The sequence below is a fragment of the Ekhidna lutea genome (assembly GCF_900188325.1).
Taxonomy (GTDB): domain Bacteria; phylum Bacteroidota; class Bacteroidia; order Cytophagales; family Cyclobacteriaceae; genus Ekhidna; species Ekhidna lutea.
Genome location: NZ_FZPD01000001.1, coordinates 694,923 through 712,127, shown reverse-complemented (window position 1 = coordinate 712,127; position 17,205 = coordinate 694,923). Strand labels below are relative to the sequence as shown.

Below are 17,205 nucleotides of genomic sequence, written 5' to 3'. Positions count from 1 at the left end.
TTAATTAGTCAATCTATCAATAATTAAAGCAATAGTGGCGAGAGATGAAGTAATTCCTAAAACTTCCTGAACAGATAACTTCTGCTTAACTTCTTGCTGAGGAATAAAAATGTCTGATCCTGGCTCAACTAAAGGGTATAATTTGAGCCACAAGAAAGTTTTTGTGCGACGAGCTCTTCCATTTGGATAGACCACATATGATTTGGATTTCTTAGCCTTATCACTAAATCCTCCTGATAGCGAAATGTATTCCTTAAAAGACGTTGATCTATCGTATTTAACTCTAGTGGGATATAAAACCTCACCCCGTACCCTTACGGTTTGCAATTGTTTTGGTACACTAATGACATCTCCATCTTGCAAAATGATATTATGCTTTGATTTTGGATCATTCAACGCCTTATCCAATTCTATACCAACTCCTTCTCTATCAACATACTCTTCTCCTATTTCATCGAGTGAATCTCTTTTAATTAAGCCTTCAAGTTGTTGTCTTCTATATGCATTACCTATACTCGTTTCAGTAGTGACGTCATCATCTATTGACAAGTCTCGAATCAAAGAAGCACCTTTTGGATATGCATATTTAGTAAGTCCGCCAGCTCTGGCAATTAAGTCGGTTATTTTGTCCTCTTCTGTTTCCAAAGCATAAAAACCTGGTTTCATCACTTCACCCTCAATTTTGATTGTTTTTTGGGTTCTAAAAAGGGCAGTAGCTTTGATTGTAACAACATCAAATGGTTCCAATACAAAAGATGATGCAGAAGTGTCAGTTCCTAAATTTTGAGCTATCGAAAAATCGAACAGAAAGGCCGTTCTAAATTCTTTGGAGTCTTTAGACACCCTTCTCGCTACTTCCACTGAGGTAGTGTTGGCAGATGATTTTAATCCTCCAGATACGGTTACAAGGTCTTCAACAGTCATTCCATTCACATAAGGGTACTGACCTCCATTTTTGACCTCTCCCAAAATTGTTACATTCTTTTGCTCTTCTACATCGAAGATTGAAGCAATACGTATTAGGTCATCTTGCTTAAGCTCATAATCGACATTTCCAGCTAGTACATCATTCAAATTGAATGTAAGATTTGAAAATGATAAATCATTGTTCAATCGAATGATATTACCTCTTTCTTTGAATGCGTTTCTACTGATTTCAACAACAGTTAGTAATTGACGTAAAGTAAGGCTATCTGAAAGCTCATAATATCCGGGGTAGTGAACCGCACCCTCAACTTTGACCCTATCTATGTAATAAGATGGAATGGGTGACACATAGATGGAGTCTCCTCCAACTAATACCGAGTTATCATATTGATCTTTAATTACTGTCTTAACTGTTTTCCTTCCGCCTGCCTTTCTAAATACATTCAAGTAGTCTTTCTTTCCTTCCGGAGTAACCCCGCCTGAAACTCTTAACAAATCTTCAATTGACTCGTTATCTAGCAATTCATAAATTGCTGGTTGTTTAACATTCCCTGCAAACTTTATTCTGTTTTGATAGGGCCTGACAACAAGAATATCCTCATCTCTCAATTGTGGGTTTCCATTCGATTGTCCAAAAAAGAAATACTTATAAATATCAAGTGTTGCAATTTTTTCATTGTCTCGAATAACTTCAATATTTCTCATGGACCCTTTTTCATTAGGTCCACCAGCATAATAGAGTGCGTTAAATGCAGACGAGAAGGATGAAAGAGCGTAGGTTCCTGGTCTTTTTACATTTCCAACAACATTTACATTTATAGTCCGGATTTTTCCAACAGAGAATTGAAAAAATGTATTTGGATTTCTTCCTTTAAGTCCTGAATATATTGATGACAATTGATTAAAGGTTCTGTTTTTTGCCTCTTCTACGGTTAGTCCCGACAGGCTTATGGGGCCAACACCGCTTATCAAAATATTTCCATCAGGTGAGATTGTTTGCTGGTATGTGATTTCAGAAGCTCCATAGATATCAATTATGATTTCGTCACCCGCTCCTAGTACATAATTTTTAGGTGTTGCAACATTAGGTGATGGCTCGAAGGTTAATGAAGACTCGAAAATTTCCGATCCGAAAATAGGCAGCCCCTTGTTTTCAAGAGAATCAGTCATAACAAGGTCATCAAAAAAATTAACCCTTGTTTTATCAATATTATTGTCTCTTAATCTGATGCTGTTTCCACTTAATCCAGCATCGCCACTTTCTTCTGATTGAATCTTAGCGATTCGATTTCGTAATTTTGAAATTTGTATTGAGGACATTCCCCGCTGCTGTGCTAACAGTTCGAGTTGTTGCATGGTCATTCCTGAACTCTCTGCCCTATTGATAAAAGATTGGACTTGCTTGTCAGACAAATCGTCGATATCTATCGATCTTAAATCATTGATGTCCTGCGCATTACTTACAAATCCTGCTATAAGAGTTGTTATAAAAATTATCCTTTTAATAAAGGTATACATACTGGTCGTTCTTATGAAACGGCAAAACTATAAAGGATGCATTTAATAAGTTGACTTTCTAGTAAGAATGGTACTTAATAAATCATTCGACAATAGTAGAAAGCCCTTATCTCTGGTGAATCTCTCCATTACAAGACCATTAATTTCTCTAATTCCTAAGCTAGAACTTCAGAATTCTGATTTGCATTCATAAGTTAATTCTTTCTAACCAAGAATTATGTATTTCATGAAAGACAGTGTTAAGGTCTTTTGTGATTTCCCAGCCTGGGTAGTGATTTTTCATTTTAGAAAGATCTGAAATATAGCATATATGATCTCCTATTCGGTTTGATTCTGAGTACTCATAAACCATTTCTTTTCCGGTTATAGATGAAATTAATTCAAAAGCCTCGAGGATTGAAACTGAATTCTCCCGTCCTCCACCAAGATTGTAAACCTGAGCTACTCGAGGAGAACTAATAAAAAAATCTATAAAAGATGCCACATCATACGAATGTATGTTATCCCTAACTTGCTTGCCTTTATAGCCAAATATGGTATACTTTTTACCAATAATATTACATTTTATAAGGTAACTCAAAAATCCGTGAAGTTCAACACCACTATGATTTGGACCGGTTAAGCAACCACCTCTCAAACAACATGTCGGCATATCAAAATACCTTCCATATTCTTGCACCATCACATCAGCTGCTACTTTTGACGCTCCGAAAAGAGAATGCTTTGATTGGTCTATTGAAAAAGTTTCCTTGATGCCGTTATAATACTCCTGGTCGGCATAATCCCATCTGGTCCTTTGTTCTTCTAAATTAAGGTTATTCGGAGCATCACCGTAAACTTTATTGGTAGAAAGGTGGACGAAAGGGGTTTCATTTGAATACTTGCGAGTACCTTCAAGCATATTTAATGTTCCAACAGCATTAACATCAAAATCATCATATGGTCTTGAAGCTGCTAGATCGTGACTCGGCTGAGCTGCTGCATGAACAATTGCATCTGGCTTAGTTTCTTTAATGAAAGAAGCGATCTTTTCTCTATCTCTAATATCAACATTATAGCTCTCAAATAAATTTAACTCTTCACTGAGACGCTTAATGTTCCAGGTAGTATCACCACTCGGCCCAAAAAAATCGGCCCTCATGTTATTGTCAATACCTATTACTTTCCATCCACTCTTAGCGAAATATGCAACAACTTCACTTCCTATAAGACCTCCACTACCTGTTACTATTAGTTTTTTCATTATTTATTTGATTAATAATCTTTCCCAAAATGTTTTTTCGATCATATTGGGTGACAAAGGATCGAGCATTTTCTCCAAAAGTGGCTTTCAATCCAGGTTGATTTATTAGTGTTTTAGTTGCTTCTTTCAGTGCCGAAAGATCTTTGTAGTCCGTAACATAAGCAAGATTATTATCCTTCAGGACTTTGTATAATTCCGAATCTTTATCAGCATTGAGCAGGATTGTTTTACTCATGGCCATTATCTCTAACAATTTAGATGGGAAGTAAATATCCTTATTCGTTTTCTTTTGCGACACAAATATGACATCACTATCAACCAAGAATTCTTTATACTCTATGGTTTTTAAGAATGGCAGGAATGTTATGTTTTTTGGTTGAGTTTTTTGATAATAATCCTTAAGACCTTCAAGCCCTGCTCCCTCACCTATTATATAAAACCTTAAACATGGTGTTTCTAAAAATTCATTTGCTAAATCCACCATTACTTCCAGGCCTTGTTTAAGTCCAATATTACCCGCATAGCCAATAATTATATCCTCATCACACACATCGTATCTTTTACGGAATGTGCCATTTTCAATTTTCAAACTATCGATTTCATTCAGATTAATCCAATTAGGCCAAAAGAGAATCTTTTCCTGTGGAACATGCTTCTCTTTAAGGACATTGATCATGCTACGCGAAATGGTGCTAACAAAGTCTGCATGCTTGTAACTAAACCCTTCAATTTTTTTTAGTAAATCAACAAAGAATGATCCTTTGACCATTTTTAAGCTGCTTGCGGCTTCAACCTGAAAATCCTGAACATTGATGATCAACTTACTTCTATAAAGCCATTTCATTACAACACCCAGAAAGCCAAATGACACTGGGGTAGAAAAAACCACAATTAAGTCATGTTTACCAACCCTTAGATAATTGATTATTGAAAAAAATAACATGAAAAATTCTTGAATCAATCTACTTAAAGTAGAAGGCTTTGGCGGGACGTAGGTGTATCCTCTATAGATTTTTATGCTGCCTAGATTATCTATTCTAAAAAATCTTCTTCGATCTTCTTTTCTTTTTTTCCAGTTGGGATAAAATGGGAAGCCCGTAATAACTTTTACATCATGACCTTCTTCTTGGGCATACTTTGCAAAATCAGTTGCATAAAGTGCTATCCCAGAATGATCTGTATAAAAATATAGGCTACTAACTATGATTTTCACAAAAAAATATCCTTTAGGCTAGTAGTTTTTCGATTTTTCTATCATGAATAGAAGGTTTACCAGAGTCACGTATACGTCCCCTATCCAATTTTGCGAATGAGTTATCAATGTTATTTTTTGAATAAGATAAACCGGTGAATTCAAATAAATCCTGCACCACCCGTTTATCAGAAGTTAGGTTTTCCATTTTGGCGAATAAAATATAATCGCAATATAACTTAGTGAAAGTTTTCTTTGTGCCTCTCAATTAAAAAAAACTTACTGTGCTTTTACACTTTCCCTTCAATATTTTTTTTTAAAATTTCTCACCTTATCCAAAAGCTCTTTTTTCACTTGCTGACTTCAAAGATGGAGTGGTTTTATTAAAAAATTAATTTTCGCATCTGGCTTTATAACAAATGATTCATCAAACTGGTCCTGAGCTAAATAATTTTAGTTTCTCAACAGTAGGTTCTCTAGAATTCTATACTCAATTTGGATAGGGGCGTAAAATCATTCAAGAATGATCTTTTAATTAATCTTTTTCAATCAAAAGTATATTTAAAGTGCTCAATTTCATATTCATAAAGCTTGTACACTCGCTCTATTGAATCATTATTATAATAAAATTTATAGGATTCTTTTGTTTTTTTTCGACGGTTAATTTTTGGAACCTCTTGGCTTAATTCTATTTCAAGTTTGTCAAATATCTCTCGAATTCCACTATCGATATTCTCTAGTTTAATTACTTTATCTACTAATAAATCTCCCTTCCTCATTGCATAATAAGGCAAGCTGTAAGTTCCATACTTTCTCCACCTCATGTAGTCTTTTCCTCCACCACCCTGACCTTTATTATCTATGGTTTGTAACCAGTTATTAAAAGAAGGTCTGAATAATTTTTTAACACCATGATTGTATATCATCTCGTATAAGGAAACTAATCTTTTCCATGGGTTTCTTACAATCATAAATTTGTAGTAATCACTATAATCCCATCCATTACTATTGAAGATACTTAATGTTTCGATGGGCGAAATATGACTATAGAATGGGTTTTTCTCATCAATTTCCTTGTAAACCCTGACATCTGCCTCATTAAATTCCTTAAGTAGGGCCCGTACACTTTCCGAGCCGGTCTTAGGAAAAGAAAAAAAAATAAATTTATGTTTATGTGAAAGTATCATGTCTTGATTCTAATTTTTGCTAAATGACGTTCAAAAAAGAAAAACAGCATAATGCCTAAACCACATACACTAGTTATTGCAAGAATGAAATTTAGGAGATCTCCCGAAGACCCATTGCTAAAAAAATTAAAAAATGGGACATGAAACAAGTAAACTGAATAACTAATGATCCCTAGAAGTCTTAACCATTTTAATTCAAAAATTCTTGTTATAAAGCTGAATTTATTTCTACACAACAACAGCAAGCAGGACCACATAATAGCTACCGGCATAAAGATGACAGGGTGATTAAAAGAATTAATAGATGTCCCAGCAATTGAGTTGAAAACTGTGGGGACCATTAAAACACACATTATAACCGATAGAATACAAAAAACAAATATCCCTGTTCTATTATTCAATATAATTCTTTTAACATCTTCCTGATAAAATAAATCGAGGTAAGCAATATAAGAGCCAGCTAAAAAGATTGATAAATATTTAAATACGGAAGTTCTGCCATAATCAATTAGGAAGTTTGATAGAACGGATAATAAGCTCAACGACAGGATCACCAATAGAATTTGCTTATGTTTCCATTTAACGATATAATGAAAAAATAGCATCAGAAAAGGTGATAAAATATAATATGTAAACTCAACCGGAATACTCCAGAACACTACATTTCCTTGCTGAAGCAATAAATGATTCAGTAACTCTCCTGGAGCTAGAAAAATAGCAATATCATTACCCTGTCTGCTTAAGTACTCATTAAGTAGCAGGGCTAGGACATATACAGGGTAAATTCGTAAAAACCTTCTTAGCGCGTAATTGAGCCAATACCTGTGAGAAACTCGTTTTCGAATCAGTGATGAGATAATCTGGCGGTCCAGAAGATAACTACTTAAAACAAAAAACAAGTAAAGGGCCATGAATCCGGTATGCTCTAAATTAATTGATTCTTGTAAGCCGAACCTGGAACTATGACTTAGCAAGACGATAACAAGAGCAAATCCCCTTAAGCCGTCAAGTGAACGAAAGTGATCTGGAAAATGGTCTCTCGGAAATAAAAGTTGACTTATCTTTTTCACATAATACATGAAATTTTCATTTAATAATTTAAAAGCTACTTAGACAGTTTCTCTATTTCCTTTATAGTTTCCCTAACTGTATTATTCCAATTGAACTTCTTCCCTCGTTCAATAGACTTTTCAATTAGCTCAGCCCTAAGGCTCTTATCATCAAAAAGTCTTATTAAATCATTTGAAAAAATATCTCTGTCGTAAACATTGGTGATAATAGCAGCATCTCCAGCAACTTCGGGAATTGATGTTTCGTTTGAACAAATAAGGGGTTTTCGTGCATGCATAGCTTCAACCAATGGCAATCCAAATCCTTCTATGGAAGAGGGGTAGACAATTGCCAGAGCTGTGAATATTTGCTCGAGGAGTTCATCGTCATTTATCCGTCCAAAAAAAACAACATTCTTCGAGCATCCCAGATCTTCTACACGATGTTTATACTTATTTAAGTTTCCTTCAAAATCGGCTCCAACAATGTGCAACTCTGGTAATGAGGGTTGTTTATCTAATGCTAAAGCATACGCATCGATCAACTTATCTACATTTTTGTGGTTGAATAATGTGCCTGTAAAAAGAAAGTGATTTTCACTAATAGTTCCAGCCCAATTTTGATGATCTTCTACAAGTCCTCCTCCATGGTAAATAGTTTTCATTTTTTCTTCACCGAACCCAAAAATTCTGATTGTTTCATCCTTTACATAGTCTGATATTGTAATGATTCTATGTGCTCTTTTAATTGTCCACTTAAAGAACGTCAGAACATATGTTTTTTTAATTTTTCCATATTCACCTAAAATTGAATTAATATGATTGCTGTGTATACAAGTCAATTGCTTACAAGGTGCCAATAAAGATATTATGTCAACAGGTTGATATAAGACATCAATACGCTTAAATAGTACGATTAAAGGGACGATTATTTGTTGCAAAAAAATTCGTACAATAGGGTTGGTTGCACTGATTGGAATGTTGAATTTTTCAATATCAAACCGACTAAAAAGATGTTTATTATCGTTACTTGTAATTAGTATGAAGTTAGGTTTTTTCTCTTGTGGAAGATATTCAAGAACCTTCTGAAGGTATACTTTTATTCCTCCCAATTCTTTCCTTATAATTAACCCATCTATTAAGACTTTACTCATTAATTATGGCAGTTGATTCGTAAGGTTGTGATAGATGTCTTTGGCTTTTTTTAGTAAAGCAGAATTAGAATTTATCTCTTTAAGAATTTGCTCTTTGTATCCTTTTCTCTCATCGTTTGGTAGCGCTACCCGTGAGGAAAACTTAGTAGGATCCCTTGTCACGTCATCCAATTGGCTTATAGTTTCCTTTATCTTCTTTAAATTTTCAGGAGTTGCCTCAAACATCGAAAAATTAGTCCCGAATTTTCTATTCACCTGCTCCAAGATAGATGAGTAGTTATTTATTACCTGATCAAAATCCGCAATGATGACATTGTTTTTTAGTTCAATTACTTTGGAATAATAGAAAATATAAACTTTTAGCATAGTCCGATAGGTAAATTCAGGGTGACGAATTTTTAAAGAAGCTATTGCATCCTCTGGGTTTCTTATCAAAACAATTACAGGTAACCCTCTCTTTACTCCAAGGATTATTTGAGAAATTTTATGTCGATGATGTGCTACATGCATTTCCTCAAAGTTTTCTTGTGAAAACCGAAATGCCCAATAAGAAAATGTATTTGCAGAACGAGGGAAACCTTCAATTACAATTGATGAATTCTTCTCAATCTCTCCATCATTACGTAGAAGTATGCTTACTAAAAGGTGATAGATGGATGCAAATTCCGACAGTCTGTTGGAAACATACCATTTTAAATTTTTATAGTTCATGATATAGGATAGTTGAAACCCTCTAAAATTTTAGCGAATTTTTTATTCAAAAAAGAAATGGTTTCAGGCTTCAACTTCTCCTTATGATCTCCAGCCTTGATGTTTCTTATAAATGAATTAGGGTCTTCTTTATCTACCTTAAATGATGATTTACCCACTAATTCATGAATTTTTTCATTTTCATCCATTCCTACAAAATCTGAAATTTCTGAAAGGAATGTATTATAATCAACTATCATGTCCTCATACTTCAGTAAAAGAACATTTTGAAGTGGTTTTACTTTTTGGAGATAATCAAAATATCTTTGATAAAAAAGCTCAGATTTCTTAATAACATACTCATCAATATTGAGAGCTTGAGCTTCCTTTCTCTCTTCAATCACAGCCTTATCGGAGATTGGATGATTAAATGCCGCTGTGAAGTAATAAGAAGTCAAAACATCTCTCGGATCTCTCAAGATAAGTATTACTTTATAATGATTTAAGTTGGGGACATCAATGAAAAACCTATATGGCCCGTACCAAATACCCTTTGGCTTAAAGAGCGACTTGATTTTGGAGCTATCACTATAATAATAATCTCGCTGTTCTTTCGTGAAATAAGAACTTGTATTAATCATTGTATAATCAGTATTCTTGAGCAATTCGTTAAACTGATTATTCAAAAATGTAGATGCGCATTTATGTATTGTGAAAAATATAACTGATTGCTTTTCCGATTTGATTTCAAGTTTTCCATTAATCAGCTTACTTTCATTCTTATAATATGCTTTCCGGCTAATTGAAGCAATTTTTAAATAAATCAATAGCAATGGCGAAGGCAATTTATTTGCATACGGCTGAATCTTACTTCCTAACTTCTTAAGGTCCATATCAATAATTACCTTTCCAAATGTCGAGCTTCTTGTTTAGTAGGTTTTCCAAACTTATTATATCTTCTAAATAAAATCTAATGAGTCTTTCGCGAAGATGCGTATCCAAGGGTGGTGCATTTAGTTTGGTCTCATTAATTTTTCTCAAATGCTTTTTGAGACTTCTTTTTAGATTATCAGGAAACAAGTGTGTTATCATTTTTTTTTGACCGGGCCTGATCAATTTAGCGAGTGTTTTTGACCTTACTCCTGACTTACTATTATGCACAATTGACGTATCCATTTCATTATAGATTTCCAGGTTCATAAAATGGATTACATCTTGAAGATAAGATTTAGTATCTGATTTAAAGTCATCGAAGAACCCTATATGAATATTTTCCATTGGAAAATATTTTAGAATATTTTTTAAATGATGAAAATACAATCCTCTTCCAAGATAATCACATTCACGCCTTAGAATTGGATCTTCAAAACTATCAGGCGGTGTATTAAATGCCTCAAGAAAGTCATTTTTTGATTCTCTTCCAGTGCTTATATTAAACCAGAATGCTGAATAAGCTCTATCAACGGGATTTCTAAGGAGCATAATAAGTTTTACTTCGGGGTTGTGTTCATACAATCTCTTCATTGCTTCCTGAGAATACATCTGACCAGCACATTTAGCAATCACATATTGAGTATCTGGGTTTGAGAATAACTTAAATGATTTTGAAAGTCCATTTTTGTAAATATCATCTCTCAGAAAATAGACAAACTCAGATGACTTATGTCCGGCTAGCTGTGGGTGCTCTAATAGGTATTGAAATAAAGAAGAAGTGCCCGCTTTATGAGCACCAACTATCATAAAATCTATTTTCTTTTCTTCTCTCATCTATTTGAAAAACTTAATGCTTGGTAAATAAAAGGAGGAAATGCCTTTTGATCGATATACTAAATAGACAGATGTAAAATTTTTTATAATCAATCCTAATGTTACGGCAAAAGCTGCTCCATTAATTCCCAATATTGGTATCATACCAAAGTTCAGGACTATTATCATCACAAACACTGCTATATTAATATTCCTAAACTGAATATGCATTCCTGTCATTTGCATCATCATTCCTACGGACCCAGCCAAGTTATTGACAAGTTGACCAGCGAGCAATATTAAAAGTGCGATTTGACCATAAATGAAAGAATCTCCAAATATTCCAAGTATCCAATAGGAGAAAATTGCAATAAAAAGAATAACTGGAATCGAAACCCAAAACACAATTGCCCCTGAAAATCTGAGGTTTTTCCTTAATTTATTAATATTCTGAGGGCTTGAGAATTCTGCAAACTTAGAAGCTGAAATACTATTTACAGCAAGTAGTGCTATGGAAGAAAAGTTAGCGACTCGATAACATGCATCATAAATTCCAACTAGGCTTCTGTCCACGAAGATACCGAGAATAAAAACTGTACTAGATATAACACCGTAGTTAACAAATTTTGAAATATGTAAGGAAGTAGAGACGCTTAGTATTTGACGGACGGTTACCGTGTTATTTCCGCCAGCATTTTTTCTTAGTTGAACCGCGATTAACACCAGACCAATTAACATTAAAATCCAATTTGCGATCAAAAAACTAAAAATAGAGACATAATCTTCATTTTGAACCTGAACCCAGATTAAGTAAATAATCAACGTAAACAATTGTCTTCCAATTGTTTCAAAAAAATGGTACTGAGACATGTTTTTTATTGCCCGGTAAAAACCAGAAACAACTAAACTGATGGCAAATGGTACAATTGCAGCACTTGAAAGTTTAATTGCTATGATAAGATCATCATCAACTTCATTAAAAATAGAGGCTACTTCCTCTGAGAAGGAGTAAATTATTAAACTTACTATTACACTGAATGGAACAGTGATTAACATGGCAATTTTCAAGAAATACCTTCTGTCAAGCTCATGATCAGCAAAGAACTTAACAATAGAATTTGGAAACCCAAACGTGCAAAATAGACCTACTAATCGAGTTAAGGAGAAGCATATAGCAAAAAGCCCCCACCCTTTAGCGCCACTGTAATAAGTGCAAATAAAAACCAATCCATAATTGGTAATAAAACTGCCAATCTTTAAAAGGAATGATATTGACGATTTTCCGGCAATTTCATTATTATCCTTATCTGATAAGATTGTTTTAACCTTATTGAGAATGCTATGCATTTTTTCTTACGATGAATGTGAAATACCTTCTTTTTTATAAAGCCTGTAGCAAGCTTCAAGCATCGCCAGTAGCAGCCAATACCATCCAAATAAAATTGAAACAAGACTCTTAACAAATAGTAGTAAGGGCATCATTGACAAATAACTAGTTATAATCGCAAAGGTAATTTGAGCCAGATCCGGAGTTCTTGTGAATACCATGGCTTTCCAAGCCCTTCTGAAAATAAAGATATTAAGCCATAAAAACATTGTCAGTCCCACAATTCCAACATTTGCCAGCAAGGTGAAAAAGAGTGCTGAGGTCTTATGACTTCCATAGCCTACACCCAGTATAGGTGCTTTCATAAAGACTTCATTAAAAGTATATTTTATAGCACTGAGCCTACTTGCTCCTGAACCATACTCACCTCCAATTTTAGAAATATGCTCTATGAAAAACGCTATAAGATCTATCCCGACAATATTTACAATTATCATAAACACTACTCCAAATGTAGCGAATACTACTCCTGCAATAACCAGTATTTGTTTGTCTGTGAAATAATTAATTTCAGATCCCACCCTAAGCTTAAGAGTAACCAAAAATGCAATAATCCATGTAAATACGCCTAGGTAACCGGTTGTTGATGCCAGCAAAAGAATTGAAATTAATATTATAGGAATCAGATATTGAATTTTCATTTTATGATATCCGTTCTTATATCCGCCATATCTTGTGCCTATTATGAGCCCTAGCATCATAATATAAAATAGGGCAGTATATCCAGGCTCCCCTACAAAAGTAAATGACCGAATAATCGAACCAATTGCATGTATATCATTTACAAATAGCCCTCGCTCTGAGTCGGCAATAAAAAAAGCAAATACGCTACCCAATAAATCTTGCCTACCTGTCAGGTTACAGAAATGAAAAAAAACAATGAAAATAAACAATAAAACAAGCACTATCAGTAGAATATCAACTACTTTTTTAAGTCTTTCATGACTATGTATAGCGCTAGAAATAGACATAAATAGAAAAACACCAAATGAAGGATAAAGCAACTGTGTTATATGACCTGAGCTAAATTTTAAAGGAATTGCAAAGTAGATTGAATCATACTCCATACTACCCTCTGGGATTACCTTTACGCTATTGCTAAATATTGAGGGCATAAAAAGAGACAATCCTAAAATTGCTAAAAACCCAATCGCTAATAAATCAGTCTTTGTAAAAGCATATTCTTTTGGTGACGAAACTAATCGTCTTAGCTGATCAAATAAATAAATGAATACTAGAAGAGCTCCCGACAATTGAAAAGGTTTTATCGAGGCAAATGGGAGTATTATGGCTGTTGTATAAAAAAAGGGGATTAAGAAGATTGTTAAATCAAAGATCCTTTCCCTGGTGTTTTTTATCAGGGAAACCATAATGAGGACAAAGATTACATATCCAAATAAAGTAATCTGCACTTAATAATGATTTAGTTATAGCTTTTTATCCATCCCATAAATGAAGGATATCAAATAAATTCCTACAGATAAGAAAACTCCGAATACGAAAGAAAATATAAGAATGACTAGTCGTTGTGGTTCGGCGGCTTCCAGTGGAATCTTTATAGGTTCTAAAATTGTATATACCGGGTTCTTTTTCTGAACAGCAATTTTTGATTCCTCCAATTGCTGAGTTAGATTATTATACACATTGTATTTAATATCAAACTCTGCTTGAAGTCTTTGCTCCTCAACTCTTGCCGATTCTCGGCCGAACAACCTATTACTATCTCTAAATGATGCCAGAGCAACCTGAGCGGCTTCAAATTCTTTTCTAGCCTCAGCATGTCTTTCTCTGATAAAATCTAAATTCACAAGCTCTTTTTGGGTATAGTAGCTTTTCACGTATTCAGACACATAATTCAATGTGAATTTGGTGACTTCTGCCACAACAAGTGGGTCTTGCATTTTGCAAGAAATTGTTATCAGCCCAGTATTTATATCCACAGACATCATAATCCTGGACTTTAGCTCCTCAATAGCCTCAATCTGTGATTTATTCAGACTTACAAAATCGCTTTCAGCATGTATGATTAATTGTTCACTTTCCCCTTTTATGGCTTTCAGCACAGACATAGGAAGTTGAATTATTTTAGAAAACAGACTTGTTTTTTGGTGCTCGGTAAAAAAGTCATAGAGAGTTATTGAGTCACCTAAATCCTGAAAGTAAAATACTTGCTTCAGTAATGAAGTTGTAAAAGGAGTACTGTTCAATATTTGAGGATAAATTTCAGGGTTTATTCCTCCGTCAGAATCTTCAGCAAGATTTATCCCCGCTAGGCCTGCTAAACCTTTAATACTTGAAAATTCAGTCCCGCTGGATGTTTCCGGAAGCAATATGGTATTAGAAGTAAATTCATCAGGAGTAGTCAATGCTATGATTAATCCAAGTAAAGTGGAAATAAGAACAATGAAAACAATCTTGACTTTTTTAGTTAGGCAAAAAGTTAAAAATCGCGAAATTGAAAACTCTGGCAATGTTACTATTTGGGTTTCTTTTGAGCTCATTGTCCTTGAATTAATTACTCAATCGATCAATTATCAATGCAATAGTTGCCAAAGAAGAGGTAACACCCAATACTTCTTGCACATTAAGCTTTCTCCTTATTTGTTTCTTAGGTACAACTATATCTGCCCCCGGTTTGATCGGTGGGAATTTTCTGAAAAACAGAATGTTTTTGGTACGTTTAGCAGAGCCATTGGCGTATACCACATAGGACTTTCCAATCTTAGCATTGGACGAAAATCCGCCTGATGAAGAAATGTATGACTTAAACCCTGACCCTTTACTGTATCGAACTGTATTTGGATATAAAACCTCGCCTTGAACCCGAACAGTTTCTAATTTCTTAGGAACACTAATTAAGTCACCATCTCTTAATATCAAGTCAAATTCTGAGCCAGGTTTGTTTAACGCATCATTCAATTCTATACCAATTGCTTCTTGTTCAATAATTTCATTGAACCCACTTATTGAATCTCTGGAAAACAGCATTCGCAATTGCTGGGTTCTGAATATTCTAGCCTCAAGTTCAGATGTGGTTTTACCCTTCTTTATATTCTCAGTAACCTCTTTTTCATAATCTGCCAGCTGCTGTTGAATGAATTGATAAGAATCTTCCTGGCCAGCATACCTCGACTCTAACTCCTTTCTTCTTTTCTCCACAAGTGCCTTAATGGCCCTTTCTTCAACTTTTGATTGAAAGTACTCCGTTTTTCTAATCAAAATGGCACCTTCTGGGTATCCGTAATCTGTTAATCCTCCAGCTCTCTTAATTGCATCTGACAATCTATCCTCATGTGTTTCCAATGTGTACAGGCCAGGGAAATTAACCTCTCCCTCAATTCTAATAATTTTGTGTTTTCTAACATATGGTGTTGATTTAACCAGCACCAAATCAAAGGGTTTTAAAATGAAGTGAGAGGCTTCTTCATTAATGGATAGATCCTTATTGATTTTGAAGGTAAAGACCTGTGAAGACTTAGATAAATCCTGCGTGTCACTTAATCTTCTCGCAACTTCAATTTTAGTTGTACTAGCATCTTCTAGCAACCCACCAGACAGCCCAATAAGATCTTCAACTGTCATGTTATCTATGAAAGGAAATTCGCCGGGTTTCCTAACCTGACCACTAATTGTAATGACCTTCTTTTCTTCAACATCAAAAATTGAAGGTATTATAACCAGGTCTTCAGGGCTCAAGACAATATCTTGCTCACCGTCCATTACCAACTGAACGTCAAATGAAATATTTTGCAATGTCAGGTTTTGATTTAGCCTAACAATATTTCCCCGTTTCAAATAAGCATCTTCTCTTAAACCTTGAGATTTCGCTATCAACCCAGCTAAGGTTAACTGACTGGTTAATTCATAATACCCGGGACGGTTAATGGCTCCTTCTATTTTTATCCGGTTTGAATAAGTGGACAAAATGGGTGATACAAAAATTGAATCTCCGTTATGAAGGGCTTCTTTTTGATAATCTTCCTGCTTAATTGTAGCCAATTTCTTTTCAACGTCCCCAACCCTATCAATGGTCAAATAATCTTTAAAGGCTAATTCGTCAAATCCACCAGCCATCCTGATTAGATCAGCCAAAGTCTCATCATTTCTAATTTCGTAAATAGCCGGATTTTTAATCGAGCCTGCTAGTTTTGCTCTATTTAAATATGGCTTTACTATTACAATATCCCCATCTCTGAGCTGAATGTTTTGATCGCTTTTACCTTCAAATAAATATTTATAAACATCAAGTGTTGCTACGATAGAATTTTCGCGATGTAATTCTATCTCTCTCATAGAGCCATTCGCTGATGGGCCACCAGCGTTGTACAAGGCATTAAATAGTGTCGATAAGGAGGACAAAGTGTATGTTCCTGGTTGCGAAACATTCCCAACTACATTCACTTTAATTGACCTTACCTTACCTAGCGAAAGCTGTAAAAAAGTATTAGGATTCCTTCCCTTGAGTCCTGAAAAAATTATTGATAAGCGATTCAATATTCTATTTTTCGCCATTTCAATATCAATATTGGCTAATGGTATGGGTCCGACACCTTCTATAAGGATATTTCCATCTGGGCTTATGATTTGCTGATAGGTGACTTCAGAGGCCCCAAATACATCTATGATGATTTCATCCCCTGGGCCCAAAACATAATCTACCGGTGTTGGAATATTTAATAATGGCTCAAAGGAAGGTTTCACAGAAGTGAAAATGTCTGAAGCAAACAATTTCAATTTTTTTGATTTCCTAGTAGAATTTGATGGGTTCAAGGATTCAAAGGCGTTATAATCTTTCTCTCTTGGCTGATCTCTTAATCTATCGCCTGAATGCTCAATCTGATTTGCTGGAGTTGAAGTTTTAAGCTGAATCTCCTGAATTCTGCTTCTCAATTTTGAGAGCTGAATGCTTGACATTCCTCGCTGTTTCGCAACAATTTCAAGTTGATCAAGGGTCATCCCACTTTCTTTAGCTTTATCCAGAAACTGCTGAATCTGACCATCAGACAATTGATCAATCTCAATCGACTTTAAATCAGAATCTAAACCCTGAGCATTTACCAGATTCCCAAACGAGATTGAAAATACAATCAAACAATATTTTAAAAGCTTCAT

13 protein-coding genes are annotated in these 17,205 nt (G+C 34.6%); all 13 read right to left on the bottom strand.

Annotated features, from left to right (window positions below; translation table 11 throughout):
• Nucleotides 1-2,445, bottom strand: a complete 2,445-nt coding sequence (locus CHB71_RS03125) for a polysaccharide biosynthesis/export family protein (RefSeq protein ID WP_089355413.1) — start codon at nt 2,443-2,445, stop codon at nt 1-3.
• A 187-nt stretch (nt 2,446-2,632) separates the two neighbouring features.
• Nucleotides 2,633-3,688, bottom strand: coding sequence for an NAD-dependent epimerase/dehydratase family protein (locus CHB71_RS03120; protein WP_089355412.1), 1,056 nt, complete (start codon nt 3,686-3,688; stop codon nt 2,633-2,635).
• Nucleotides 3,663-4,901 (bottom strand): glycosyltransferase family 4 protein, encoded by a 1,239-nt coding sequence (locus tag CHB71_RS03115; RefSeq protein ID WP_089355411.1) that lies wholly within the window; start codon nt 4,899-4,901, stop codon nt 3,663-3,665. Before CHB71_RS03115 ends, CHB71_RS03120 begins: the two co-directional genes overlap by 26 nt.
• A gap of 524 nt (nt 4,902-5,425) precedes the next feature.
• Entirely contained in the window at nt 5,426-6,067 is a 642-nt protein-coding gene (locus CHB71_RS03110) for a sulfotransferase family 2 domain-containing protein (protein ID WP_089355410.1), read from the bottom strand.
• On the bottom strand, nt 6,064-7,146 hold the full coding sequence (locus tag CHB71_RS19170) for an acyltransferase family protein (protein WP_089355409.1): 1,083 nt from the start codon (nt 7,144-7,146) through the stop codon (nt 6,064-6,066). Before CHB71_RS19170 ends, CHB71_RS03110 begins: the two co-directional genes overlap by 4 nt.
• Nucleotides 7,147-7,172: 26 nt before the next feature.
• A complete protein-coding gene (locus CHB71_RS03100) occupies nt 7,173-8,270 on the bottom strand; it encodes a glycosyltransferase family 4 protein (RefSeq protein ID WP_089355408.1) in 1,098 nt (365 codons plus the stop codon).
• Between the two features lie 3 nt (nt 8,271-8,273).
• Nucleotides 8,274-8,981 carry a hypothetical protein gene (locus CHB71_RS03095; protein ID WP_089355407.1) on the bottom strand — a complete coding sequence of 236 codons (708 nt, stop codon included), beginning with the start codon at nt 8,979-8,981 and terminating at the stop codon, nt 8,274-8,276.
• Complete coding sequence (locus tag CHB71_RS03090) at nt 8,978-9,853, bottom strand: sulfotransferase domain-containing protein (RefSeq protein WP_089355406.1); 876 nt, start codon at nt 9,851-9,853, stop codon at nt 8,978-8,980. The genes CHB71_RS03095 and CHB71_RS03090 overlap by 4 nt, the downstream gene beginning before the upstream one ends.
• A 1-nt stretch (nt 9,854) precedes the next feature.
• A complete protein-coding gene (locus CHB71_RS03085; RefSeq protein ID WP_089355405.1) occupies nt 9,855-10,727 on the bottom strand; it encodes a sulfotransferase domain-containing protein in 873 nt (290 codons plus the stop codon).
• Complete coding sequence (locus CHB71_RS03080) at nt 10,728-12,053, bottom strand: lipopolysaccharide biosynthesis protein (RefSeq protein ID WP_089355404.1); 1,326 nt, start codon at nt 12,051-12,053, stop codon at nt 10,728-10,730.
• Nucleotides 12,054-12,059: 6 nt separating this feature from the next.
• A complete protein-coding gene (locus tag CHB71_RS03075) occupies nt 12,060-13,505 on the bottom strand; it encodes a hypothetical protein (protein ID WP_144017313.1) in 1,446 nt (481 codons plus the stop codon).
• 15 nt (nt 13,506-13,520) lie between these two features.
• The gene (locus tag CHB71_RS03070) at nt 13,521-14,594 is read right to left on the bottom strand and encodes a GNVR domain-containing protein (protein ID WP_089355402.1); all 1,074 of its coding nucleotides are present in this window, start codon (nt 14,592-14,594) and stop codon (nt 13,521-13,523) included.
• A 10-nt stretch (nt 14,595-14,604) separates the two neighbouring features.
• Nucleotides 14,605-17,205: an SLBB domain-containing protein gene (locus tag CHB71_RS03065; protein WP_089355401.1), complete on the bottom strand. Its 2,601-nt coding sequence runs from the start codon at nt 17,203-17,205 to the stop codon at nt 14,605-14,607.